At 45.0% G+C, this 22,870-nt stretch carries 16 protein-coding genes, 8 tRNA genes and 1 pseudogene; 8 read left to right on the top strand and 17 right to left on the bottom strand.

Annotated elements, in window-relative coordinates:
* The first annotated feature begins 612 nt into the window (after positions 1–612).
* On the top strand, positions 613–1,320 hold the full coding sequence (locus tag ACP7AK_RS04160) for a nitroreductase (RefSeq protein WP_004280692.1): 708 nt from the start codon (positions 613–615) through the stop codon (positions 1,318–1,320).
* A 76-nt stretch (positions 1,321–1,396) separates the two neighbouring features.
* On the opposite strand, the gene ACP7AK_RS04155 is transcribed toward ACP7AK_RS04160, so the two are convergent.
* Positions 1,397–2,614 (bottom strand): multidrug effflux MFS transporter, encoded by a 1,218-nt coding sequence (locus ACP7AK_RS04155; RefSeq protein ID WP_253174380.1) that lies wholly within the window; start codon positions 2,612–2,614, stop codon positions 1,397–1,399.
* Between the two features lie 138 nt (positions 2,615–2,752).
* Here ACP7AK_RS04155 and yccS point away from each other — a divergent pair, with 138 nt between their 5' ends.
* The 4 genes from yccS (at position 2,753) to ACP7AK_RS04135 (ending at position 9,218) form a co-directional block, all read left to right on the top strand.
* Complete coding sequence (gene yccS, locus ACP7AK_RS04150) at positions 2,753–4,927, top strand: YccS family putative transporter (RefSeq protein WP_425878742.1); 2,175 nt, start codon at positions 2,753–2,755, stop codon at positions 4,925–4,927.
* A gap of 85 nt (positions 4,928–5,012) precedes the next feature.
* Positions 5,013–5,573: a YcxB family protein gene (locus ACP7AK_RS04145; protein ID WP_004280696.1), complete on the top strand. Its 561-nt coding sequence runs from the start codon at positions 5,013–5,015 to the stop codon at positions 5,571–5,573.
* A 169-nt stretch (positions 5,574–5,742) separates the two neighbouring features.
* Positions 5,743–8,325, top strand: a complete 2,583-nt coding sequence (locus ACP7AK_RS04140) for a PepSY domain-containing protein (RefSeq protein ID WP_425878739.1) — start codon at positions 5,743–5,745, stop codon at positions 8,323–8,325.
* Between the two features lie 98 nt (positions 8,326–8,423).
* Positions 8,424–9,218 carry a YdcF family protein gene (locus ACP7AK_RS04135; protein ID WP_005104046.1) on the top strand — a complete coding sequence of 265 codons (795 nt, stop codon included), beginning with the start codon at positions 8,424–8,426 and terminating at the stop codon, positions 9,216–9,218.
* A 25-nt stretch (positions 9,219–9,243) separates the two neighbouring features.
* Here the strand turns inward: ACP7AK_RS04135 and ACP7AK_RS04130 are convergent, their stop codons facing one another.
* From ACP7AK_RS04130 to ACP7AK_RS04080, 11 genes and pseudogenes are all read right to left on the bottom strand, one after another.
* On the bottom strand, positions 9,244–9,705 hold the full coding sequence (locus tag ACP7AK_RS04130; protein ID WP_005104048.1) for a DUF2750 domain-containing protein: 462 nt from the start codon (positions 9,703–9,705) through the stop codon (positions 9,244–9,246).
* A gap of 72 nt (positions 9,706–9,777) precedes the next feature.
* A tRNA-Val gene (locus ACP7AK_RS04125) sits at positions 9,778–9,853 on the bottom strand.
* A gap of 106 nt (positions 9,854–9,959) precedes the next feature.
* A tRNA-Asp gene (locus tag ACP7AK_RS04120) sits at positions 9,960–10,036 on the bottom strand.
* 12 nt (positions 10,037–10,048) lie between these two features.
* Positions 10,049–10,124, bottom strand: a tRNA-Val gene (locus ACP7AK_RS04115).
* Positions 10,125–10,193: 69 nt separating this feature from the next.
* Positions 10,194–10,270, bottom strand: a tRNA-Asp gene (locus ACP7AK_RS04110).
* A 14-nt stretch (positions 10,271–10,284) separates the two neighbouring features.
* Positions 10,285–10,360, bottom strand: a tRNA-Val gene (locus ACP7AK_RS04105).
* 21 nt (positions 10,361–10,381) lie between these two features.
* A tRNA-Asp gene (locus ACP7AK_RS04100) sits at positions 10,382–10,458 on the bottom strand.
* A 48-nt stretch (positions 10,459–10,506) separates the two neighbouring features.
* Positions 10,507–10,583, bottom strand: a tRNA-Asp gene (locus ACP7AK_RS04095).
* A gap of 28 nt (positions 10,584–10,611) precedes the next feature.
* Positions 10,612–10,687 (bottom strand) — tRNA-Val (locus ACP7AK_RS04090).
* Between the two features lie 499 nt (positions 10,688–11,186).
* The gene (gene elsL, locus ACP7AK_RS04085) at positions 11,187–11,720 is read right to left on the bottom strand and encodes a cell wall-recycling L,D-carboxypeptidase ElsL (RefSeq protein WP_004280701.1); all 534 of its coding nucleotides are present in this window, start codon (positions 11,718–11,720) and stop codon (positions 11,187–11,189) included.
* Between the two features lie 125 nt (positions 11,721–11,845).
* Positions 11,846–12,199 (bottom strand): annotated as a pseudogene (locus tag ACP7AK_RS04080) (YbaN family protein); the annotation flags it as partial.
* 87 nt (positions 12,200–12,286) lie between these two features.
* Here ACP7AK_RS04080 and ACP7AK_RS04075 point away from each other — a divergent pair.
* The 3 genes from ACP7AK_RS04075 (at position 12,287) to dapE (ending at position 14,685) form a co-directional block, all read left to right on the top strand.
* Positions 12,287–13,162, top strand: coding sequence for a DUF1853 family protein (locus ACP7AK_RS04075; RefSeq protein ID WP_425878737.1), 876 nt, complete (start codon positions 12,287–12,289; stop codon positions 13,160–13,162).
* Between the two features lie 112 nt (positions 13,163–13,274).
* The gene (locus ACP7AK_RS04070) at positions 13,275–13,427 is read left to right on the top strand and encodes an entericidin A/B family lipoprotein (RefSeq protein WP_004280704.1); all 153 of its coding nucleotides are present in this window, start codon (positions 13,275–13,277) and stop codon (positions 13,425–13,427) included.
* A 121-nt stretch (positions 13,428–13,548) separates the two neighbouring features.
* Entirely contained in the window at positions 13,549–14,685 is a 1,137-nt protein-coding gene (gene dapE / locus ACP7AK_RS04065; protein WP_425878735.1) for a succinyl-diaminopimelate desuccinylase, read from the top strand.
* Between the two features lie 65 nt (positions 14,686–14,750).
* Here the strand turns inward: dapE and ACP7AK_RS04060 are convergent, their stop codons facing one another.
* From ACP7AK_RS04060 to ACP7AK_RS04040, 5 genes are all read right to left on the bottom strand, one after another.
* Positions 14,751–15,209: a hypothetical protein gene (locus tag ACP7AK_RS04060; protein ID WP_425878733.1), complete on the bottom strand. Its 459-nt coding sequence runs from the start codon at positions 15,207–15,209 to the stop codon at positions 14,751–14,753.
* 3 nt (positions 15,210–15,212) lie between these two features.
* Positions 15,213–19,664 (bottom strand): Hpt domain-containing protein, encoded by a 4,452-nt coding sequence (locus ACP7AK_RS04055; RefSeq protein ID WP_425878731.1) that lies wholly within the window; start codon positions 19,662–19,664, stop codon positions 15,213–15,215.
* Positions 19,665–19,831: 167 nt separating this feature from the next.
* Entirely contained in the window at positions 19,832–21,904 is a 2,073-nt protein-coding gene (locus ACP7AK_RS04050) for a methyl-accepting chemotaxis protein (protein WP_005106253.1), read from the bottom strand.
* A 46-nt stretch (positions 21,905–21,950) separates the two neighbouring features.
* Positions 21,951–22,487 (bottom strand): chemotaxis protein CheW, encoded by a 537-nt coding sequence (locus ACP7AK_RS04045; RefSeq protein WP_004280709.1) that lies wholly within the window; start codon positions 22,485–22,487, stop codon positions 21,951–21,953.
* Positions 22,488–22,492: 5 nt separating this feature from the next.
* Positions 22,493–22,861, bottom strand: a complete 369-nt coding sequence (locus tag ACP7AK_RS04040; protein WP_004280710.1) for a response regulator — start codon at positions 22,859–22,861, stop codon at positions 22,493–22,495.
* Between the last annotated feature and the right edge of the window lie 9 nt (positions 22,862–22,870).

The raw sequence follows: 22,870 nt of genomic DNA, 5'->3' as shown, positions 1-22,870 counted from the left end.
GTGTTTTAAGCTCAAAAAAAACATTCAGTGCTTGATGAGTGCTTTCAACCTAAAGACTTCATTCAAGCCATCTGGAATCGCGTTATTTAAAACAGATCTTAATCACGAAATGCATGAATTAAGATGAAAAGTCGTACATTATGCTGTTTCTTCGTATCAGGTTTTATTTCTTTTTATTAGCAATAGTTAATTTACCTATAAAAAATAATTATAAATTCTCATTTTTATATGAAGATTAATCTATATTTTAATTCAAAAAAAATATTAATCTTTTACTCGACACAAAATGAAACAGGGATCTTGAAATTAAATTATCTTGATTTTCAGTCAAAATAAACCAGTTCTCTGTGTGAAATTGTTATTGTTGAATGGTTCAAGCACTTGGGTTTTAAGCCATTTTTTAAATCAAAGACCAACTTTATGACTAAATCCATTGCTATCACTTAGGCGATTTATGCTCAGCTAAAAGAATGCGAAATTTCATTATTCAAGTCATTTTGTTGACAAATGGTTTTTTCAGCTAGCGAAGAATTAAATTTTCCTATCCCCCGTTCTGTTTGTTTAGTTTATAGTCATTGCAAACTCAATAAGGATATTCGACTGGACCCCATAATGGATCAAAATCTTGTTCATGCTGTAGATCACACCATCACTTCTCGCCATTCAGTGCGTGCTTTTTTAAATACCCCCGTTAGTACAGACACCTTAAAAGAGATTCTGGCGGTGGCCAGCCGCGCACCTTCAGGAACCAATACCCAACCCTGGAAAGTGTATGTGGTAACAGGTAAAAAGCGTGATGAACTCGTGCAGCAGGTTTGTCAGGCACAAATGCAAATCTATGCAAATCCGGAATTGTCGCAGCAGTATCAGGAAACTTTTGCCTACTATCCTGAACAATGGATCTCGCCATTTATTGAACGTCGTCGTGAAAATGGCTGGGGTTTATATGGCTTGCTGAATATTCAAAAAGGCGAAAAGGAAAAAATGGCGCGTCAGCAGCTGCGTAATTTTGAATTATTTGATGCCCCTGTCGGCTTATTTTTTACTGTACATCGGTCTTTGGCGATTGGGTCCAAAATGGATGTTTCCATGATGATCCAGAATGTTATGCTGGCAGCAAAAGCCCGCGGTCTGGACACTTGCCCGCAGGCAGCCTGGAATCACTTTCACCCGATCGTGCTTGATCTGGTCGGCGCACCCGATGATGAAGAGCTGGTCTGCGGTATGGCACTGGGTTATGCCGACCCAGAGCAAATTATTAACAGCTTTATTACCCCGCGCGTTCCCGTAGAAGAATTTGCCGTGTTTATCGATGAGTGATGCAAGCAGGGCTAAGCCAACTTGCTTAGCCCTCTGTCCAGACCAGTATTTTTATTATCTGAGAGGCAGCCAGCATCTATGCATTTTTTAGGCTGGGCATGTTGATTTTAAAAATCGCCCAAGCAGAAATACCGACAAAAACCAGCATGATCAATGCCATATTCAGTAAAGCATGCCAGATCAGAAAATTCAGTAATACACCGCCCAATAAACCACAGACAAATTGCATACTGCCCATAATGGCACTTGCAGTTCCTGCCCGCTCGCCCTGTTTAGCCATTGCTAAAGCCATGGCATTCGGACCAGTAAACCCAAGGGCTGCCACCACAATAAACATGCCTAACAACACCCAGAGCACAGAATCGACATCCAGACAGCCGAGCAAGATTAACCCTAATACACCGGCAAACTGCAGACAGGTGCCAATTTTCAGACGCTGCAATATCGAGAAACGCCCAGCCAGACGTTTATTCAAGGTCGAAAACAGCATGATCCCGAAGGCATTGGCACCAAAGGCATAAGCAAACTGCTGCTCGGTCAGTTGATAACGATCCATCAGAATGGCCGAAGAAGCGCTGATATAACAGAACATCACCGCACCGGAAAAACAGCCGGCATAGAGCGGACGTCGAAAGCTTGGATCCTGAAAAATGCACCGGTACAAACTTATAACCTGTTGAAAGTTCAGCTTGAGACGACGTTCTGGCTCCAGGGTTTCTTTAAATAGAAAATGTACACAGGCCAGACTCAACAGACCGCAGCCCATCAGCACCAAGAAGATCACATTCCATTCATAAAACATCAATACCCAGGCCCCCAGACTCGGAGCGATGATTGGTGCAATCGCAGTCACAATCATCATGCTGGCAAAGGCCTGAGCTGCTGAATGCATATCCAGGCGATCACGAATTGCAGCACGTGCCATGACCACCCCGACACAGCCACCTAAGGCTTGCAGAATCCGTGCAGCGATCAGGCTCCATTCATCCTGCGCAAAGACACACAGTAAACTTGCCACAATGTATAAACACAGCCCAAAATACAGTGGCGGTTTACGTCCAATCCGGTCACTGATCGGACCATAAATCAGTTGCCCGATCGCCAGACCGAAGAAATAAGCCGGCAAGCTATTGGAAACCATTTGGGTACTGACACCAAAATCTGCTGCCATAGCCGGTAAGGCCGAAAGATACATATCAATGGATAAAGGCCCGAGTGCACTTAAGGTCGCCAGCAAAACAATCCAGGACATGGCATAAGGTTGTTGTACTATTTTATTCGATGTCATAAGCATGAAGATTTAAAGCGCTAATATGCAGACAAATTAACACAGTGCATAGTATGATTTAGCCTGAAATGAAGATTTATAAATATACTATTTTCATTAGCCTATTCAGATTCAGCTCTAAGACTGCAGTATAAAGGACGACCTTTGAAATCTTGGCTCACTCGTCTCAAGCAAACCACCTATAACACGACCTTGATGTATAACCTGCGCATGATGACGGCATTTGCAGGTACCGCCTTTGTTCCCTATTTTATGGGACAACAATTGATGACGATCCCATTGACTTTAGGGGTGGTCGCAGCCGGTTTAAGCGATATTGATGACCGCTTTTCGGTGCGGATTTTAAATCTGCTCTACACCTACATTGGCTTCTTTATTACGGCAGTAGGCGTATATCTGCTTTTTCCTTATCCCTTGCTGTTTGCCTTGGCCTTAATTGTGTCCTGTATTGCCCTGATTTTGCTGGGTTCACTAGGGCGACGCTATGCCACGATTTCCTACGGCTGTCTGGTGATTTCCGTTTATTCCATGCTCGGGGTGGAGCTGTTTGATGAATGGTATAAACAGGCTGGTTTATTGGTCATCGGCGCGATGTGGTACGGTCTGCTGTCGACCATCAGTTTCCTGATTTTCCCTGCCCGACTGGCGCAAGACAAGCTTGCCATTTCCTATTCTGCTCTCGGTGACTTTTTATATGCCAAGTCCAATCTGTTTGATGTGGACATGACCCCGAAAAGCTATCAGCAAAGCATGATTGAACTCTCGCTTGAAAATGGGAAACTGATTGCGATTTTTAATGAGATGAAAACTGCCCTTTTGACTCGCCTGAAAGGTGACCGGGGGCAAAAAGACACCCGTCGCAGCCTGCAATATTATTTTGTCGCGCAGGATATTCATGAACGTGCCGATTCAGCGCATATTGATTATCAGAAACTGGCCAAGATTTTCCAGCATAGCGATATCCTGTTCCGCTTCCAGCGCATCATGTCAATTCAGGGCAAAGCCTGTAAGGACCTGAGTGAAAGTTTGCTGCTGCGCAAACCCTATGTGCATAATCAGCGCTTTAAGCATGCCTTTGACAACCTGAGACAGTCGCTAGATAAATTACGTCAGGAACAGCATTATGATCAGGTCTGGATCAGCGCCCTGTTTGCGCTGTTTCAAAACCTGAAATCGATTGATGCCCAGTTACGCAACCTGGAAACCGAGCAAAATATCAAGTCCGAGCGTTTCAAACATATCGAAAACCAGCTTAGAGATGATGACCTGAAAGGCTGGGATGACATCAAGATTCGGATTAAACAGCATTTGACACCCGAGTCGGTGCTGTTCCGGCATGCCATCCGCCTGTCGATTGTGCTACTAATCAGCTATATCTTCGTACAGGTCAGCAATATTGAATATGGTTACTGGATTTTATTGACTGCACTCTTTGTCAGCCAGCCCAACTTTAACGCCACCAAACGGCGTTTACGTCTGCGTATTATCGGTACGTTGGTCGGTATTATCCTCGGTTATGCCATTTTATATTTTGTGCCGTCCATCGAAGGACAATTATTGCTTCTGGTACTGAGTGGGATTCTGTTCTTTGAATTGCGCAGTAAACAGTATGCACAGGCCACCGCCTTTATCACGATTTTAGCCCTGATCAACTTCAACCTGGACGGTATGGGCTATGCCGCGGCCATCCCGCGTATGATCGACACCTTGATTGGCTGTGCGATTGCCTGGTTCGGCGTCAGTTTTATTTTTCCAGACTGGAAGTTCCGGCGTTTGCCGCGCAGTATCAAACGCAGCTTGCAGGCAGAAGCAGATTATTTGAGTGAAGTAATCGAGCAGTATAAATCGGGACGTAATAATGGCCTGAAATATCGGATTGTGCGCCGTGCTGCTCATAATACCGATGCCGAGGTAGCCTCACTGATTTCGACACTGGCCACTGAACCGGATATTGATCCGGTACAAAAATCGCTAGCCTTTGAGTTCCTTTGTCTGAACCATACTTTTATCAGTTATATTGCTGCACTGGGCGCACACCGGGAAAAAATTGAAGATCAGGACATTCTGAATTTACTGGACAAAGCTCTCGAGAACATTCGTGGTGCATTGTTACGAGATGAAATGCCCGATTTAAGTGCGCAAAATATGATTCCCCATATTCGACAGCGCTTGGCTCAAGATCAGGAGCAAGATCAGAAATCCCTGATCATTTTGCAGCAGCTGTCTTTAATGTTCAGCATTTTAAAGCAGTTGAGTCAACTGAAACAAAGTTTGATTCATGAGCGTGATGAACAGGCAACTGAATTAGGTTCATTATAATTTGGCTGATTTTGGAACAATATACTCACTGAATTGGTACAATTAGTGCTAAACTTTTTACAGTTTAAAATCTGCTAATTTCACTATGACCGCGAAAAATTTATACGCTTATACCCTCCAGCCTGTGAACTATGAAATTTCAGAAGCCGAGCAGCGTCATGCTCAGCTGGTGATCTGGCGTAGTACCAATAAAATTGGCATGAAAGCATGGCTGATCATGGGTGCTGTTGTTGCACTTTCTATTCTGGGCATTCTGCTCCTGAAGAACTATTCTACCGTGTTCTGCTGGGTGGCCATTGTCTGTGTGGTGTTGTATTACCTGATCCGTACCTTTGGTCTGGAATGGTATGTTAAACGCAAGATGAATGAATTTCCGGTACAGGAAATCAAAGGTGTTCGCCTGGGCGTACAACCACATGGCATCGTGATGCGTCAGAAAATGGGCATGCAAGAAGGTGTTGGGGCGATTAGCTGGAAAGACATCTATGAATGGTACAACACACCAGAATTCATGTTGGTCAATTTCAAGGTAAAAGGCCAGCAAGGTGCATATATCCTGCCGAAACGTCTGGACAGCAAAAACTTCTCTTTCGCCACGATTCGCAAGCATCTGGAAGCAGAAGTCGGCGCAGCAAAACAAATCTAAACTGTTCTTTCTTCAGTGAAAAACCTCCTGTCCCGGCATGGAGGTTTTTTTAATCTCAAAACAATAAATGATAATGAGAATAAATATTATCCTCAACACCTATAATTCGAGCTTAAACTTCAGTTATAATTTTGCCACTTTTATAGATCTCACCCTTAATCTGACGACCATGTTTAAAAAGACATTTTTCCAAATCCACTGGTTTCTGGGGATTACAGCAGGTTTAATCCTCTCGATAATGGGGGTCACTGGCGCAATCTATTCCTATGAACAACAAATATTAAAATGGATGAATAGCGACAGTTATACGGTTCAGGTTCAGCAACGTGACAAACTCACGCCTGCCGAGCTGTATCAGCACTTTAACCGTACTGCGCCTGACATGAAGATCAACAGTATTACCGTGGCACAAGATCCAAGTGCTTCGAGTACCGTGAATGTCGCTAAAGAAGGCGCACGGCGTGGTCAGAACATCATGATCAACCCGTATACTGCGGAAGTCTTACCAGAGATTAAGGGTCGGGAGTTTTTCCAGTTTATTCAGCAACTGCATCGTAATTTGACGGTTGGTCCAGTAGGTAAACAGATTACCGGTGCCTGTACCCTGATGCTGATCTTTTTTGTCTTGTCAGGTCTATACCTGCGCTGGCCGAAACGTCATTCGATCAAGCAATGGTTCTTTGTAAAACCTCAGCTGAAAGGCCGTAATTTTATCTGGGATCTGCACGCTGTTGTGGGAACCTGGGTGGTGATTTTTTACCTGATTTTAGCCTGTACCGGCCTGTACTGGTCTTATGACTGGTGGCGCAATGGCATGTTTAAGGTACTGGGTGTAGAGCGTCCGCAACCGGAAATGCAGGCCAATGCCGGCAATAACCGTGGTGAAGGACATCCAGGCGGCGAACGTGGCCCACGTGCTGAAGGTGAAGCACGCGAAGGTCTCAGCCCTGAAACTACTGTCCGTGCACTAGACCAGAGCTGGATTGGCTTTAACACTGAATTTTCAGATAAGTATTCTACCGTAACGTTTAACCTTCCAAAAAAACCGGATGGCGAAATGCAGCTGAGCTTTGTGGATCCGATCGCTCAACATGAGCGTGCACGAAACAGTGCTACTTATAATTACCAGACAATAGAATTTAGCGAAGTCGAGCTGTATGAAGATAAAAAGCTCAACGAAAAAATCATGAGCAGCATGTTACCGGTGCATCGTGGCAGCTTTTTCGGTCCGATCTACCAGTTCTTTACCATGCTCGCAGCCTTGTTAATGCCATTGTTCTTTGTGACCGGCTGGATGCTCTATCTGAAACGTCGCAAACAGAAACGCTTAACACTCGCAGCACGTCAGGGTGCGACTTTAGTGAACCTGAATGAAAATGCTAAACCGTGGCTCATTGCTTATGCCTCACAAACAGGGGTTTCTGAGCAACTGGCTTGGCGTACAGCAACTGCCCTGCAGGAAGCACGTCAACCGGCAACAGTGAAGCCGGTACAACAACTGACGCTTGCCGATTTACAGCAAACCGAACAGGTATTATTTGTTGCCAGCACCTATGGCACAGGCGAAGCGCCAGATCTGGCCTCTTCTTTTGAGAAAAAAATCCTGTCTGCACAAGCTGATCTCAGCCATTTAAGTTATGCGGTATTGGCCTTAGGTTCTCAGGAATATCCAGACAGCTATTGCAGTTTTGGTCACCGTATTGATCAGTGGTTAAAACAGAATGGTGCCCAGCAGCTATTCAATACAATTGAAGTCGACAATGCCAATAACGAGCATATCCAGCAATGGAATACTGCACTGGCACAAGTCACTCGACTTGAGCTACAAGCGATGAGTATCGATAAGACCTTTGATCGCTGGAGTTTGAGTAAACGTGAAGTCCTCAATCCGGGTAGTCTGGGTGCGCCTGCTTTCAATATCGAACTGACCCCTGAACATGAAGCCATCTGGCAAGCAGGTGATATTGCCGAGATTCAGCCAGGAAATAGCCCAGAACGTATTTATGCATTTATGCAAAAGCACCAGATAGCAGCGGGTACACAAGTACCTTCTATGCAACAGAATATTGAACAGGCACTCTGGGATCGTGATCTGACTCAGGCTGAACCTTTTGATTCTCTGGATCAGCTCCTCACGCAATTACCGGTTTTGGCAACACGTGAATACTCCATTGCCAGTATTCCAAGCCAGCAGGTTTTACGTCTGGTGGTACGTCAGCAAACCGATGCTAGTGGTAATCTGGGATTGGGTTCCGGCTGGTTGACTCAACATTCAGCGCTTAATGCACCCATTGCACTGCGTATTCGCAGCAATGAGTCTTTCCACCTGATTGATGACAACCGCCCGATTATCTGTATTGGTAATGGTACCGGGATTGCGGGATTATTAAGTCTGCTCAGTGCGCGTAACCGTCAGGACTATAGCCAGAACTGGCTAATCTTTGGTGAACGTCAGCGTGAACATGACTTCTTCTTTGAAGAAACCATTCAGGCCTGGCTGCAAATGGGAACCCTGAAACGTCTCGATCTTGCATTCTCGCGCGACCAGCAGGAAAAAGTCTATGTACACCATAAACTGCGTGAACAGGCTGAAGAACTAAAAGCCTGGATTGCACAAGGTGCGGTGATTTATGTTTGTGGTAGCATCAATGGTATGGCCAGCGATGTGGATCAGGCCCTGACCGAGATTCTCGGTGAAACAATGCTAGATCAATTACGTCTGGATGGACGTTATCGCCGTGATGTATATTAAGATAACCTGATATGCTAAAAACCGGGCTCAATGGCCCGGTTTTTATTGAAGATACAAAAGCAATAATAAGAATATGAATAAGAAAAAAGGAACTCTGGATGCTCAATCAACTTAAACGAAGTCTTAGCCTGATCTTTGGCTTGATTCTATGTCTCAATAGCGTCTGGTTACTGAGCCAAGGTCAGAGGCATTTTGCTATTGCCTTGTCTACCTTCATTGGGGTGGCATTCATCCTGTATGCCTTGTTTTTTTCATCTATTCAGCGCTGGAAACAGAATTCCCGATTCAGAACCTTGTTCTGGAACAGTCTCTGGGGCGGATTTCTATTCTGGATCATCAGTGTCGCTGCTTTCTTCGCTTATATCCAGATGTCAATCAACCCGACTGTTCCGGCACGACCTGCTGCAGCGATTTTAGTATTAGGTAGTGGTATTAATCAGGGTCAGCCCTCACCCATCTTAAAAAATCGTCTGGATACCGCAGCAAAATATGCAGAACGATATCCGAAGACTTTAATCATTATGACCGGTGGACGAAATTTCTGGGAGAGACAGAGCGAAGCTGAAGTCATGCAAAGTTATATCCATACGAACTATCCGCAGCTCAACAACCCCATTAGCCTAGAAGATCAAAGCAGGAGTACCCAACAGAACCTGCAATATTCTCAGGCAATATTAAAACAGCAACATATTGATCGAAATGAGCCAATTGCGATTGTCACCAGCGATTTTCACAGCCCTCGTGCTCGCGCCATTGCCAGACATCAGGGTTATCAACAAGTCATCAGCCTGAGTGCCAGCACACCCCAGAATGTTCGCTATAATTCCTGGTTACGCGAATATTTTGCTTTGATTAGTGGCTGGCTACTGAATGAATATTCATTGTTCCAATAAACAAGCTGTTTTAAAAACAATAAATTTAATTTAAACGGATCTGCCTAGGCAAAGGCATATCCGGATTTTTAAACAGTTCAGGTTTTTGCACATAAATCTGATACAGATAATTTTTAATATCGAGTAATAATTTTTCCGGTGCCACCAGAATATTCTGTCCTTCCGGGGTCAGATCAAGCGAAACAATGGTACTTTCCTGACGTAAAAAGGGAATGACTTTCTCTACAAAATCCTTAAGACCAATTTCCTGAATCTCGTAATTTGCCCAATTGTCTTTAATCAGCAGTCGAGCCAGACCTTTACTTTGCCAGCAGGCAAATGCGCGTTGTCCGGTAGGCGTGGCACATAAGGCCCAGCCATCTTGGTAGAGTGCAAAAATGCCAGCATTGGCAACAATGGCTTCAATATATTGCTTATAAAGCTGTTGAGGATCGAAAGCAGTTTTTTGGGATTTGGTCGCGGCTTTGCGCTGATAGGGATTTCTCATAATCGTGAAATCTTAATATTATTATAATAGAATCAGATTCTAAGGAATAAATCGAGTTGAAGCAAGAAGATATGGTGGGCGCTGACGGGATCGAACCGCCGACATTCTGCTTGTAAGGCAGACGCTCTACCAACTGAGCTAAGCGCCCTGAGAAAAACAACAACGTTGTTTTAAATGACGCAAGACCAACAAGGAATGTAGTCTTGGTATCTTGAAAACTCAGATCTCAGAAATCCAAGCTTTTCATCTTAAGATGGCGCAGCGGACGGGGCTCGAACCCGCGACCCCCGGCGTGACAGGCCGGTATTCTAACCAACTGAACTACCGCTGCATCGTAAGAATCTGGTGGGCGCTGACGGGATCGAACCGCCGACATTCTGCTTGTAAGGCAGACGCTCTACCAACTGAGCTAAGCGCCCTGATAAAGAGTGTCAATCTTTAGTTTATTAAATTCAGGCTCAGGGACCTCAATTTAATTTCTTTTGAAATGGCGCAGCGGACGGGGCTCGAACCCGCGACCCCCGGCGTGACAGGCCGGTATTCTAACCAACTGAACTACCGCTGCATCGCAAAAGAATCTGGTGGGCGCTGACGGGATCGAACCGCCGACATTCTGCTTGTAAGGCAGACGCTCTACCAACTGAGCTAAGCGCCCTCAAAAGGTCTATCGTATAAATGGCGCAGCGGACGGGGCTCGAACCCGCGACCCTCGGCGTGACAGGCCGATATTCTAACCAACTGAACTACCGCTGCATTTACACAATGTCGCTATTGTGGCAAACGAAAATCAAGATCTTAAAGTGGCGCAGCGGACGGGGCTCGAACCCGCGACCCCCGGCGTGACAGGCCGGTATTCTAACCAACTGAACTACCGCTGCAACTATAAGGTCTCAACATGAAAGAGCTTGGTGGGCGCTGACGGGATCGAACCGCCGACATTCTGCTTGTAAGGCAGACGCTCTACCAACTGAGCTAAGCGCCCTTTCTAAACGTCTATCATCGTTTGATGGGTGCATTATAGAGAATCTGCACAGCCTGTCAAACGCTTTTCGGAATGTTTTCCACTTTTTAGGTGTGAGTGATTAAAAAATAGGTTGTTTGTTAAAAAAAACAACACTTTTTGTTTATTTTTTAAGTCTCTACCGAAATTTTTTAATTTTCAAAATGAAAATTGAAGCGAAATTTTGTGTTTTACCCTGCGAAGTTTCAGTCTAACCACACGACATATTGCAATTCTGATTAAGGATTATACAAAGCTTTAAAATACTCGACGTTGTGTTCATGTAATCTTGCAACTGTCATTTATTTTTAAGTGGGAAATAGCGATAAATTTAAGCTTTAGAGGATGATTCAACCTGTTCTATGCCATGAAAATAGGATCTGGATCAGATTAATCAATCTTTTCTGCTGTCTCCATCAAGATCAAGCAGATTCAGCCCATAAAAACAAAATCATTTTCACATGATCTTAAAATCTAACTTTTATTCGCTTTTCGAAACATTTAGTTTTTCCAGATCTAATGTCTGTTCTGAGATATAAACCAGTGCATCTTCACTGATCAGGTCAAATAATTCAGCGACCTCCGGATTACGCATACGAATACAGCCGTGCGACAGCGGCTCTCCCATCTTTTCGGTTTCTGGGGTGCCATGAATATAGATATAACGCTGATAGGTATCGCAGCCCTCCCCTTGATTAAAACCTGCCTCAAGGCCACTCAGCCATAAAATGCGCGTCAGGATCCAGTCACGCTGCGGAAATTCTGCTGCCAATTGGGGATTATAAATTTCACCCGTCACCTGACGTGCGACAAATACACTATTTAAGGGAGCATTCTGACCAAACTTTTCAGCGACTTTGTGCCATCCACGAGGAGTCTGGCCACTATTTTCAGTTTCGCCAATGCCATTTTTGCCACTGGAAATCAGATATTGCTTGTTTAGACGGGGCAGATACAGTTTTTGTTGGGCAAGATCAATCAGGATATCGGCTTGATCCAGATGCAAGGTACTCATGACTTGTTATTCTCAGACTCTATTTTGTTTGGTTTTATAGGGTTTAATTTGCTATCTACAGATTGCGGAGTTTGTAAATCTGTCTTTTCTGGGTCGACTGTATTTTGCTGAATAATGATCTGATTCGGTTCAGGGCGTCGCCATAACCAGATCGCGACGATCAGCATCGTAATATTGGTAAAGGCTTTCACTGCCAAGGGTGCCGTAGTAAACAGCATAATGATCCCGCTGATCAGCATCATGATACTGGCCAACCATTTGGCCTTATGCGGTACAGTACCGTGCGCGCGCCAATCTCTTAAGGTCGGACCATATTTGGGATGATTCAATAACCAGTCATCCATTTGCGGCCAGCCTTTAGATGCCGCCCAAGCCGCCAGAATCAAAAAGACCGTTGTTGGCATACCCGGCAGGATTGCACCGATAAAGCCCAGGATCACAAACAGCACCACCAGACTTCGCCAAAACAACACTTTCATACATCAACCCTAGCCGCAGAATTCAGGTAGTATAAAGCGTTTTCCGATACTGTCCGTTGTATTTCTGCACTTTTCACAGGTTGTCCTATGCCCTTTTCCAATTTAAACCAAAATCTTGTAGAAGCATGGCAACGTCATCAACATCCTCTGGTGCGGCAGCTAGCATTTGCTGTTGGCAGTCCGAATATCCTGTCCCATGTTCCAGATGAACTTGAGCTCATACATCGTTTTGAGTTGCATGACAGCCAGACCTGGCAGCGACATCTTAACCATTATCATCCACGCTTGGAATTTCTTGATCAGCATCCAAAAGAATTAATCGAATTTGTACAGCAACTAAAAAGCACACGTTTGGGGCTGCGTTTTGAAATGCTGGTCTGGTTCTGGTTGCTCGATGATGCTTACCATCCCTATCGGCTGCTTGGCCATAGTCTGCAAAAAATTGAAGGCGCCAAAACCTTGGGTGAGCTGGATTTTCTGCTATTAAATACTGATACAGGACAGATTGAACATTGGGAAGTGGCATTGAAATATTATCTGGCCGAAGCAGATTTTAGCCTGCCGCATTGGTATGGCCTAAACCGCACCGATACTTTAATCAGAAAAATGAAACATTTCACACAAAAACAATTCCAGTTTGATGAGGCTTTGCAGCATCCCATTCAAAGACGGTTTTGCGTCCTCAAGGGACAGCTGTATTTGCCTACACATCATGCCGATCAGCCAATTCCCTCATGGATCAATACCGAGCGTCGGCTGGGCGTATGGGGACAGCATATTCCTGCTGCACAGCACGGTTTCTATCGTCTGCAACGACATGAATGGATTTATCCGCAAGCCCGGCCGAGCAGTTCAGCTGCGATCTGGTGGACGGATGGACTTTATAAAAAACTCGATAGTGATGACTTTTATATGTATCGCAATCCGGTGCTGATCCAGCATCCATCGCATAAGCCCCTATAAAGCATTACATTTATTAACCGAAGCACTATGAAAACCACATATTTTTTAGAGCGTATATTTTCTACTCTAAGTCCCACATCATAATAATTTTATTATTGATTATACGGAGATGATGATGAAAAAAATTCTTGCTGCTTCATTAATGATGGCTTTTGTATTGACTGGCTGTAACACCGTAAAAGGCATGGGCAAAGATGTGTCTAAGGCTGGCGATGCGGTAACCAATACTGCTGAAAAAACCTCTGACGAAATCCGTCAAAACTAGTTTTTTCCTAAACGCTCACAGAACCCTATCTCAGATAGGGTTTTTTTATATCAGTCGTTCACATTCACGTCTATATTCGCCTATTATAGAACCGAAAAAATTATCGACTGTTGAATACCGTATGAGCTCTTCCGCTACCCTCGATTTAAGCCTGCAACTATTACGTCAGCCTTCTGTCACACCGATTGATCATGACTGCCAGAACATCATGGCTGAACGTTTAAAGAAGATTGGTTTCAACATTGAATCCATGCGCTTTGAAGATGTAGATAATATCTGGGCACGCAAAGGCACAGAAGGTCCGGTCTTCTGTTTTGCTGGCCATACCGATGTCGTGCCAACCGGTAATCTGGATGCCTGGAACTCAGATCCTTTTTTACCTGAAATCCGTGAAGGCAAACTTTATGGTCGTGGCAGTGCCGACATGAAGACCGCTTTAGCAGCTATGGTAGTTGCCACAGAACGTTTTGTAGAAAAATATCCAGACCATAAAGGCTCGATTGCCTACCTGATCACTTCAGATGAAGAAGGTCCGTCGATTAATGGCACGGTGAAAGTGATTGAAACACTGGAAGCGCGTAATGAGAAAATCACCTGGTGTCTGGTCGGTGAACCGTCTAGTACCAATACATTGGGTGATATTGTCAAAAATGGCCGTCGTGGTTCAATAAATGCCAACCTGACTGTAAAAGGCAAACAGGGTCATGTGGCTTATCCGCATCTGGCCGTGAATCCGATTCATACCGCTTCCAAAGCCATTGCTGAACTGTGCGACACAGTCTGGGATCATGGCAACGAATATTTCCCGGCGACGACCTTCCAGATTTCCAATATCAATTCGGGTACAGGCGCAACTAACGTAGTTCCCGGCACCATGAACCTATTGTGCAACTGGCGTTATTCAACTGAAGTGACCGCTGAAGAACTTAAAGCACGTACTTTAGAAATTCTGGATCGTCATGGTGTGGATTATGACATTTCTTGGACTTTATCTGGCCTGCCTTTCCTGACGCCAGTTGATGAACTAGTAAATGCAGCTAAAACCGCCATTCTGAATGTGACGGGGACTGAAACTGAACTATCGACTTCGGGCGGTACCTCAGATGGCCGCTTTATTGCCCCTACCGGCGCACAGGTACTGGAACTTGGCGTATTGAATGCCACGATTCATCAGATCAATGAACATGTCGATATTGCAGACTTAGAGCCATTGGCTGAAATCTATGAGCAGATTCTCGTGAATTTACTTGCCAATTAAGTAAATTCATAACGCAATAAAAAAGGAACTCCATGGAGTTCCTTTTTTATATTTTATAGCCTGGATTACAGCCCGATTGTAGCCTGAATATTGGTCATATTCGGAATATGGAACAGCTGTTCGTTCATGCGCACATATTGAAAGATGGCAGGATCATTCACCGGCTGATCGACATCGACCACTTCGGAAATACGAATCCGGATGGTTTTCGGCATTTCATTACACATCAGGGCAAAGCGCTGAGTAATTTCATCCCCCTCAATCACCAGTGCCACCCCATTTTGACGTGACGGATCATTCACTGCATAGACCGGTAACTGTGCCTCATGCCATTCTACAGTTTTGACCTGAGTATTGCTATCCAGTGCTGACAGGACAATGTTTTGTGGCAATAACATCGGATCTTTGCCATGACAATCAATAATATAGGCATCAACAAATCCGGTCGATACCGTAATCAAATGCTGAAGTTCCTGCTGGCTAATCTGATCAGCCATTTTATTGCTTGAATTGGTCTGACTCATATATTACCTCTGTTTTTCAGCAATCAGTTGCTGGATATTGGCCAACAGTTCCGCTTCCTGGAACGGTTTACCCATATAATGTGTTACACCTAGGCTGAATGCACGTTCACGATGCTTCTCACCGGTACGTGAGGTAATCATGATAATCGGCAAGTCACGGTGAATATCATGGTGACGAACCAGATTGGTCACTTCGAAACCGTCCATACGTGGCATTTCGATATCCAGCAACATCAGATCCGGTCTGACGTTTTCAAGCTGCTCGATCGCATCCACACCATCTTTGGCAGTGACAATATCATAGCCTTGACGTTCAAGCAGACGCGACGTCACTTTACGTACAGTCACCGAGTCATCGACAATCATCACCAGACGACGTGCATTTGAATTACGCGAACCATCACGCTGATCATTCAGCTGTTTGACACGCTGTGTCGCCTGAATCTGGCGGGCAACATTCTGTCCATCGAGAATCAGACAGACCTGACCATCACCCAGAATCGTGGCACCGGCCACTACCCCGACGTTGGCAAACTGCTGTCCAATCGGTTTTACTACAATCTGCGCTCGTGAACCGACCAACTGATCGACCAGCAAGGCAATGGTTTGACCACTATTACCTTTAATCAACAGCACCGGCAATGAATGACCAACATTATTCAGACGTGGAATCGGCTGGTTGCCAACAAACTCAGACAGATAACGCAGCTTATAGTTTGCGCCATCGATCTTGAAATAGTCATCTTTACTGTTGAAATAGCTTTCCAATGTGGTCGGTGCAATACGCACAATTCGGTCAATCTGCGCCAGAGAAATCGCATATTGCTGATCGCCCACTTTCACCATCAAGGCATCGCTGACCGCTACGGTCGTCGGTACGCGAATCGTAAAGACCGTACCCTTGCCCAGTTCCGAGCTCACTGACACATGGCCGCCCAGTGATTTGATCTCGCTTTGTACCACATCCAGACCGACACCACGACCAGAAATCTGGGTCACTGCTTTCGCGGTACTGAAACCAGGATGGAAGATAAATTGCAGGATTTCTTCCTGATCAATGACTTGATCCGCTTTGATTAGATCCAGACTCAGCGCTTTTTCACGAATCTTCTCCGCATCGATCCCCTTACCATCATCACTAAAGGACACAATTACATCGGTTCCCTGACGGCTGATGTTCAAGACAATAGAACCGACTTCCGGCTTGTTCAGTGCGATACGATCTGCAGTATCTTCCAGACCATGGTCAATCGCGTTACGCAGCATATGCTCAAATGGGGTGACCAGACGCTCGAGAATGTTACGATCCAGTTCACCTTCGGTATTCTGTACGATCAGTTCTGCAGGACGGTTCAAGGTGGTCGAGGTTTGACGCACGATACGCTGTAAACGCGGCAACATCCGATCAAATGGAACCAGACGGGTACGCATCAGGCTTTCCTGAATCTCGGCCTGAATACGGGATTGTTGCAATAACAGACCTTCAGTTTCGCGAATCTTGTCGGCCAGTGTACTCTTGAAGTCGACCAAATCTGATGCAGATTCTGCCAGTGATTTAGACAGCTGGTTGAGCGACGAATACTGGTCCATTTCCAGCGGGTCAAAGTCAGCATAGCGCGAGTTCTCTGAACCGTGTTTGGCAATAATCTGTGATTCCAGCTCGCCTTCCATTCGACGTAACTGATCTGCAAGACGCTTGATCGCCAATTCCATCTCGTTCAAGGTATTGCCCAGCTGGCCCAAGTCCATCTCGATACGCGAACGGTTAATCGAGTTCTCACCGGACAGGTCAATCATCTTCTCGACCAGATCAGCAGAGATACGGATCATCTCGTTATTGCTATCGCTGGTGCCGCTATTCGCCCACTCACCCATCATCTGTGGCGGCTCAGTACCATCACCTTCAACAAAGCCGAAGTCGGTACTGACCACCAGATTATCTGTTTTCGCCAGACGCTCAGGCAATTGCGCAGTAACATCCACATAAGCAATCTTTTTCAGACTGCTGTGCAGCGGCTCAAAACCGTTATAGTCACGCTGGAAAATCGCCTGTCTTAACCAGACCAGCGTTTTCTGCAATAAGCCATCATAGGCATTCGAGTTAAATTGATAGACCGCAAACTGTTCGAAAGTTGTTTCCAGCTCATAGGCGATACTGGCCACTTCTTCAACATCAATCATACGTGCACCACCCTTGATACTGTGGGCAGCACGCTGTAATTGCAGCAATAAACTACGGTCACTACGCTGATCAAACCATTGATTGAGGAGTTTCTCGGCATTCGCCAGAATCTCTTCGGATTCTTCAAGGAAAGATTCTTCAACAATCGATTTCAGTTCGTCTTCTTCAGAGCGTTCTACTGGTGTGTCTTCAGTGGCCTCAGGAGATTCCAAGATTTCCAGTAATTCTTCAGCTTCAGCCAGATCAGTTGCAGGCTGTTCAGTCGTTGCTGACTCTTCAAGTTGCGGTTCAGGAATTGATGTCGCTTCGACCTCTGTAACTTTAACTCCAGTGTTCGCGCTCTCCACAGCAGCAACAGCTTGTCCAGAAACCAATGCCTGAATATTTTGCAGAATCGCAATCGCTTCTGGTGCAGGATAATCAATACCGTCTTCCCGAATAGATTGAATACGATCGGAAATGTTGTCCTGAACCAGACGAATAATCTGGATTAAAGCAGGTGTCACGGCAATTTGCTGACGGATCACCCGCTCATAAATACTTTCCAGTTCATGCGCAATCAAACCGATATGCGATGCTGCGATCATGTTTGCACCACCTTTTAAGGTATGCAAATGACGCATCAGATTATTCAGCGAGGTTGTATCGTCCTGTTTTTTGCTCCAGGTATTTAGATCTTCATCAATGCCTGCCAGCAATTCATCCGCTTCTTCCAGGAAGATACTTAGTAATTCTTCATCAAAATCACGGTTGGTTTCAGCACTTTGCTGCTGCTGACGATCCGCAGCGATGCGTTGGCTCAAGCCAGCAAAATCGACACTGCCAGTCGCGACAGTTTCAGCCACCTGTGTGGCCTCTGAGCTTAGCTCAAAATTCTGATTGGTATTATCTTCAGCAAATATTTCCAGATCCTGCTGCACAAATGCAGACAGTTCACTGAGTATTTTTTGAATTTCATCATTCAGAATGACGCGCTGTCCTGCGGCCAAGGTATCAAATAAATGAATAAATTCCTGATGCGCCTGTGCGAACAGTTCATAAGCATAATCGCTGTTTAGCAGCACTGGCTTTTCAAGCAGCGCATCATAAGCCGATTTCAGATCGGCAGTGAATTCATGAATTCCCTGCGCTGCCCGGCTTTCTGTATGTGCCAGCAATTCCGCAGCCTGCTGGCTGAGTGCCTGAATATATTCCGGATAATCGACTTGGGCGCGTTTATCAAATTCAAACTCGGCATCCAATAACAGATCAATATCCAGCTCAACCAGTTTGGACACCAAGCCTTGCGTCTGAATACTATTGGTTTCAGTAACTGCAAAGCCATAATCATTCCAGACACGCTCAAAGGTGGCATATACCGCATCCAGTTTTGCAGTGTTGCCCTGACGTAGCAAATGCAGATAGTCACTGACAAACTCGGCATACTGAATCAGTAAAGCAGTTTCTTTTGAGGTTGAGACAATTTCATCTTGCAGCAGGGTTTTGAACAGATGCTCTACTTTAGAGCTGGCCTCAAAAATCTGGTCAATCTGCGCCATGGATGAACTGCCGCGCAAAGTATGAATCGCACGAATCAGCGCATTATAATCTTGTGATTTTTCATCTTCAGTGCGAAGGAAGGTAGCAATCGTATCCAGATGCTCTTCTGCTTCTTCAATAAAGATCGCTACAGTTTCTTCGATATCACTGCGAACCGGTACTTCTACTGGCGCTATTGTTAGCTCAACTTCACTTGGCTCATTGTCTGCAAGCTCAAGACCTGTCATCTGACCTTCAGCGGTCAAATGATCTGCCAATGCCAGTAATTCTTCCAATGCAGGTTCAGGCGAAATTTGTTGTTGTAATTGTTGTCCCAACAGCACCATTGGACGCAGATCGAGATCCAATTGCTGTACATGTTTGAATTTTGGATATAAAGCATATTGATAGACATTCAGTACCGCTTGGGCAAATTTCTGTACCGTCGGTGTTAGCTGAATCGAACCGGACAAAACCCGGTTTAAGGTATCTTCAACCGCCCAGGCCATTTCCCCTGCCGATTTTGCCCCGACCATGCGGCCTGAACCTTTCAGGGTGTGAAAATGGCGGCGAATGGTCTTCAGATTTTCTTGATGATCTGGATTGCTCAACCATTCTGGAAATAAAGCATTTAACTCAACGAAGATCTCTTCGATTTCCTCAACAAAAATTTCAAGAATTTCTGCATCTTGGTCAAGATAACTATCTTCAGGAAGCGTTGTCGTTTCAACTAAATTTTTTAATATTTCTTTCATAGCTCATGCTTCTTACGTTATGCCGCCAAGAAGGGCGCTCAAACTTAATTGTGACCGTCACGCGATACCTAACGTATGAAGTTAAGTACATCTTGTCGAGGCTTTATCTGTATTTTCTGAATGTGTCTCAACCGCGGTCAAGACACATTTCCCCATCATGTCTGACTTTATTCTGGTAGTTTAAAGTCAGATACAGATTCACGTAATGCATCGGCCATGTTTGCCAGTTCAGATACTGAACGTGCTGTATCGAAGGTTGCACTGGTGGTTTGCGAGGTAATTTCCTGTACGACATTCATCGTGGTCGCAATATGACCTGCAGATGCTGACTGTAGTTTCGCAGCATCAGAAATGTTCGCAATCAGTTTCGCCAGGTTGTTCGATACCGTTTGAATCTCATCTAGTGCTACACCGGCATCTTTAGACAAGTTCGCACCACGTACAACTTCCGATGTAGTTTGTTCCATCGAAATAACGGCTTCGTTGGTATCCGTTTGAATGGTTTTTACCAGGCCTTCAATCTGCTTAGTTGCAGAAGCTGAACGTTCCGCAAGACGCTGTACTTCATCGGCTACGACCGCGAAACCACGACCTGCTTCACCGGCCATCGACGCCTGAATCGCTGCGTTTAATGCCAGAATGTTCGTCTGGTCGGCAATATCGTTAATCAAGGCTACGATGTTACCAATTTCCTGAGAAGATTCACCCAAACGTTTAATACGTTTTGAAGTTTCCTGAATCTGTTCACGAATCGTGTCCATACCCTCAATTGAGCGATGTACAACATCTGCACCGTTTGCAGCAATTTGTACTGAACGCTCTGCTACCACTGCTGATTCATCGGCGTTGGCAGATACCTGGTCAATCGACAGTGCCATTTCGTTAATCGCTGCAGAAGCACCGGCAATTTCTTGTGCCTGATGCTCAGATGCTTCAGCTAACTGGTTGGTAATGCTTTGTGTAGTCGCGGTGTATTGCGCAACTTCTTGTGAAGTTTCAGTAATACGCGATACCAGGTCACGTAACTGATCGATCGCAAAGTTAATCGAGTCGGCAATCGCACCAGTAAAGTCTTCAGATACTGTTGCATATGAACGCAAGTCACCATCTGCAAGATCGGCAATCTCATCCAGTAAGCGCAAAATCGCATTCTGGTTACGGTCATACTCTTCTTGTAAACGGCCTACACGCTGCTTATCCGACAAGCCACGCAGAGAAAGCAACTTGAATACACACAGCAAGAAACCGACTAATAATGCGATCAGAAGGACTGCCGGAACAACCGTTTTAAGACCTGAGTTACCCGATAATTTATTCAGGTTGTCCAAAAGCACATCAGATTGAGAAAAAATAGATGCGGCTGCCTGACGAACTTTTACGATCTGTGTAGAGTTTTTCAGAATAATCGCTGATGCAGATTCCAGTACGTCATCATATTCAGCCTTGATGCCTTCCAGAGATTCACGCAGGGTTGGATCAGCAATACGCTGTACACCCAGTTCAGCAGAACCATTTAACTGTGCATTCAGATAAGAACCAAAAGTTTCGGTATCGGCACTGAAGTCATCCGCAGATTCACGTGAACCATCATTACCTGTCAGTACCAAACTGATTGAACGTAAGATACGTTCTGCAATGAATACCTGGTTTTTGGCAATAACCACCTGGTTCGATGGCATATCTTGACGTGCCATCTGGTCGACCATCAAGTTATATTCCGCCTGAATCCCCGGAATCGCTTCACCAATCGCGATGTTGGTGTCGTATAACTGGTTAATAATCTTTTGTTGCGAGGTAATCAGATCAATACTGCTGGATACTTCTGTCCACTGTTTATCAACAGCTTGCAACGCATCATTGTTAGAGTGAATACTTTTAACTGTCTCAAGATTTTCAGCAAAAGCTTTTTGCGAGTCAGTGAGGTTCTTCATGGCCTCAGGCGTACCCGAAGCTGTCGCTTCAGTCGCTTGGCGCGAAATCGTTTGCGAGAGGAGACGCAAATCACCCAGACTTTGAGTGAGTTCGTTGGTACGTGGAACACTATAAAAAAGATACAATAAAGTGATCAGTGCGGCTAAAAGACAGCCTGCTGCTCCATAGATCAGCGGTTTTGATTTCTCACTATCACCGAAGACACGTGATAACTGATCTACTTGCGTTTGAATCTTAGCTAAAAAAGCATTACCGCCTTTGCGGCCAGTGCTCTCACCTGTATTTTTCTTTTTAAGTTTAAAGCCCATGCAGCCTCTCCCCGGTTGACGCCTTGCTTAGTTTCGAGCGCGACATTTAATTTATAAATTTTATAGATGCGTTCATAAATTTTGGATTTTGCAACAGACGACTGAATAAAAACACATGCCACTGCTGGTTGTGCTGATGGAAAAACCCCTGACAATATTCTTGTAAGTTTTTATCCAATTCAGATTTCTTCGAAAAGAAACTTTTCTTATTGAAATGTTGTATACCCAAAACTTGATCTACGACCAAACCCACATACTGGTCATTATGGTTGATACATAATACTTTTTGAGTCGGTGAAAATTGACTGCTTTGCCCTGATACGTACTGCGTCAGATCAGAAACCGATAACAGTCTTCCCCGGATATTCGCCAGACCCAACACCCATGCTTGCGTCTTGGGTACCGGCGTATATTCTGGGGGATAAATCACTTCTGATACTTCCCCCAGCGGGGCAACAAAATATTGCCCCATCATCTCAAAAGCAATGCCCGACCATCGGTTAACTTCATTGCCATTGGAAACGTAGTTTTTATTCCCCCGTTTCGCAATGCGAAGCAATTCGATAAATCCATTTGCTGCCATAGAGCTTATCCTGCATTGAGGTGCTGCTTAATTACATCTATTAATTGTTTTTCATCGACTGGTTTTGTTAGATAATCCGCTGCGCCTTGACGCTTGCCCCATACACGGTCAGTGGCCTGATCCTTAGTACTCACAATCACGATTGGAATATGTTTGGTCGTTGCACCACGTGCAATCTGGCGGGTCGCCTGAAAACCATTCACGCCCGGCATAACCACATCCATCAGGACTAGGTCCGGCAATTCTGCCTGTGCCATGGTGACGCCATCTGCGCCATTGGCTGCTTCAATCACCTCAAAGCCGTGTTTAGAAAGAATCTCTCTAAAGCGAAAAGTTTCTGTCGGTGAGTCATCCACAATTAGGATACGTGCCATGCCAATTCC

Origin of the sequence: Acinetobacter sp. TWP2-2-3 (assembly GCF_049896445.1) — a bacterium.
Lineage (GTDB): Bacteria > Pseudomonadota > Gammaproteobacteria > Pseudomonadales > Moraxellaceae > Acinetobacter.
Note: the sequence above shows the minus strand (reverse complement) of the source record. Positions and strands in the feature narration are given on the sequence as shown.

Coding starts and splice junctions, on each gene's coding strand:
- ACP7AK_RS04050 (WP_005106253.1), bottom strand. CDS start 21,904: ATGGGCTTTAAACTTAAAAAGAAAAATACAGGTGAGAGCACTGGCCGC.
- ACP7AK_RS04075 (WP_425878737.1), top strand. CDS start 12,287: ATGCCCTTTTCCAATTTAAACCAAAATCTTGTAGAAGCATGGCAACGT.
- ACP7AK_RS04135 (WP_005104046.1), top strand. CDS start 8,424: ATGCTCAATCAACTTAAACGAAGTCTTAGCCTGATCTTTGGCTTGATT.
- ACP7AK_RS04055 (WP_425878731.1), bottom strand. CDS start 19,664: ATGAAAGAAATATTAAAAAATTTAGTTGAAACGACAACGCTTCCTGAA.
- ACP7AK_RS04060 (WP_425878733.1), bottom strand. CDS start 15,209: ATGAGTCAGACCAATTCAAGCAATAAAATGGCTGATCAGATTAGCCAG.
- ACP7AK_RS04160 (WP_004280692.1), top strand. CDS start 613: ATGGATCAAAATCTTGTTCATGCTGTAGATCACACCATCACTTCTCGC.
- ACP7AK_RS04145 (WP_004280696.1), top strand. CDS start 5,013: ATGACCGCGAAAAATTTATACGCTTATACCCTCCAGCCTGTGAACTAT.
- ACP7AK_RS04070 (WP_004280704.1), top strand. CDS start 13,275: ATGATGAAAAAAATTCTTGCTGCTTCATTAATGATGGCTTTTGTATTG.
- ACP7AK_RS04155 (WP_253174380.1), bottom strand. CDS start 2,614: ATGCTTATGACATCGAATAAAATAGTACAACAACCTTATGCCATGTCC.
- ACP7AK_RS04040 (WP_004280710.1), bottom strand. CDS start 22,861: ATGGCACGTATCCTAATTGTGGATGACTCACCGACAGAAACTTTTCGC.
- ACP7AK_RS04130 (WP_005104048.1), bottom strand. CDS start 9,705: ATGAGAAATCCCTATCAGCGCAAAGCCGCGACCAAATCCCAAAAAACT.
- dapE (WP_425878735.1), top strand. CDS start 13,549: ATGAGCTCTTCCGCTACCCTCGATTTAAGCCTGCAACTATTACGTCAG.
- ACP7AK_RS04140 (WP_425878739.1), top strand. CDS start 5,743: ATGTTTAAAAAGACATTTTTCCAAATCCACTGGTTTCTGGGGATTACA.
- ACP7AK_RS04045 (WP_004280709.1), bottom strand. CDS start 22,487: ATGGCAGCAAATGGATTTATCGAATTGCTTCGCATTGCGAAACGGGGG.
- elsL (WP_004280701.1), bottom strand. CDS start 11,720: ATGAGTACCTTGCATCTGGATCAAGCCGATATCCTGATTGATCTTGCC.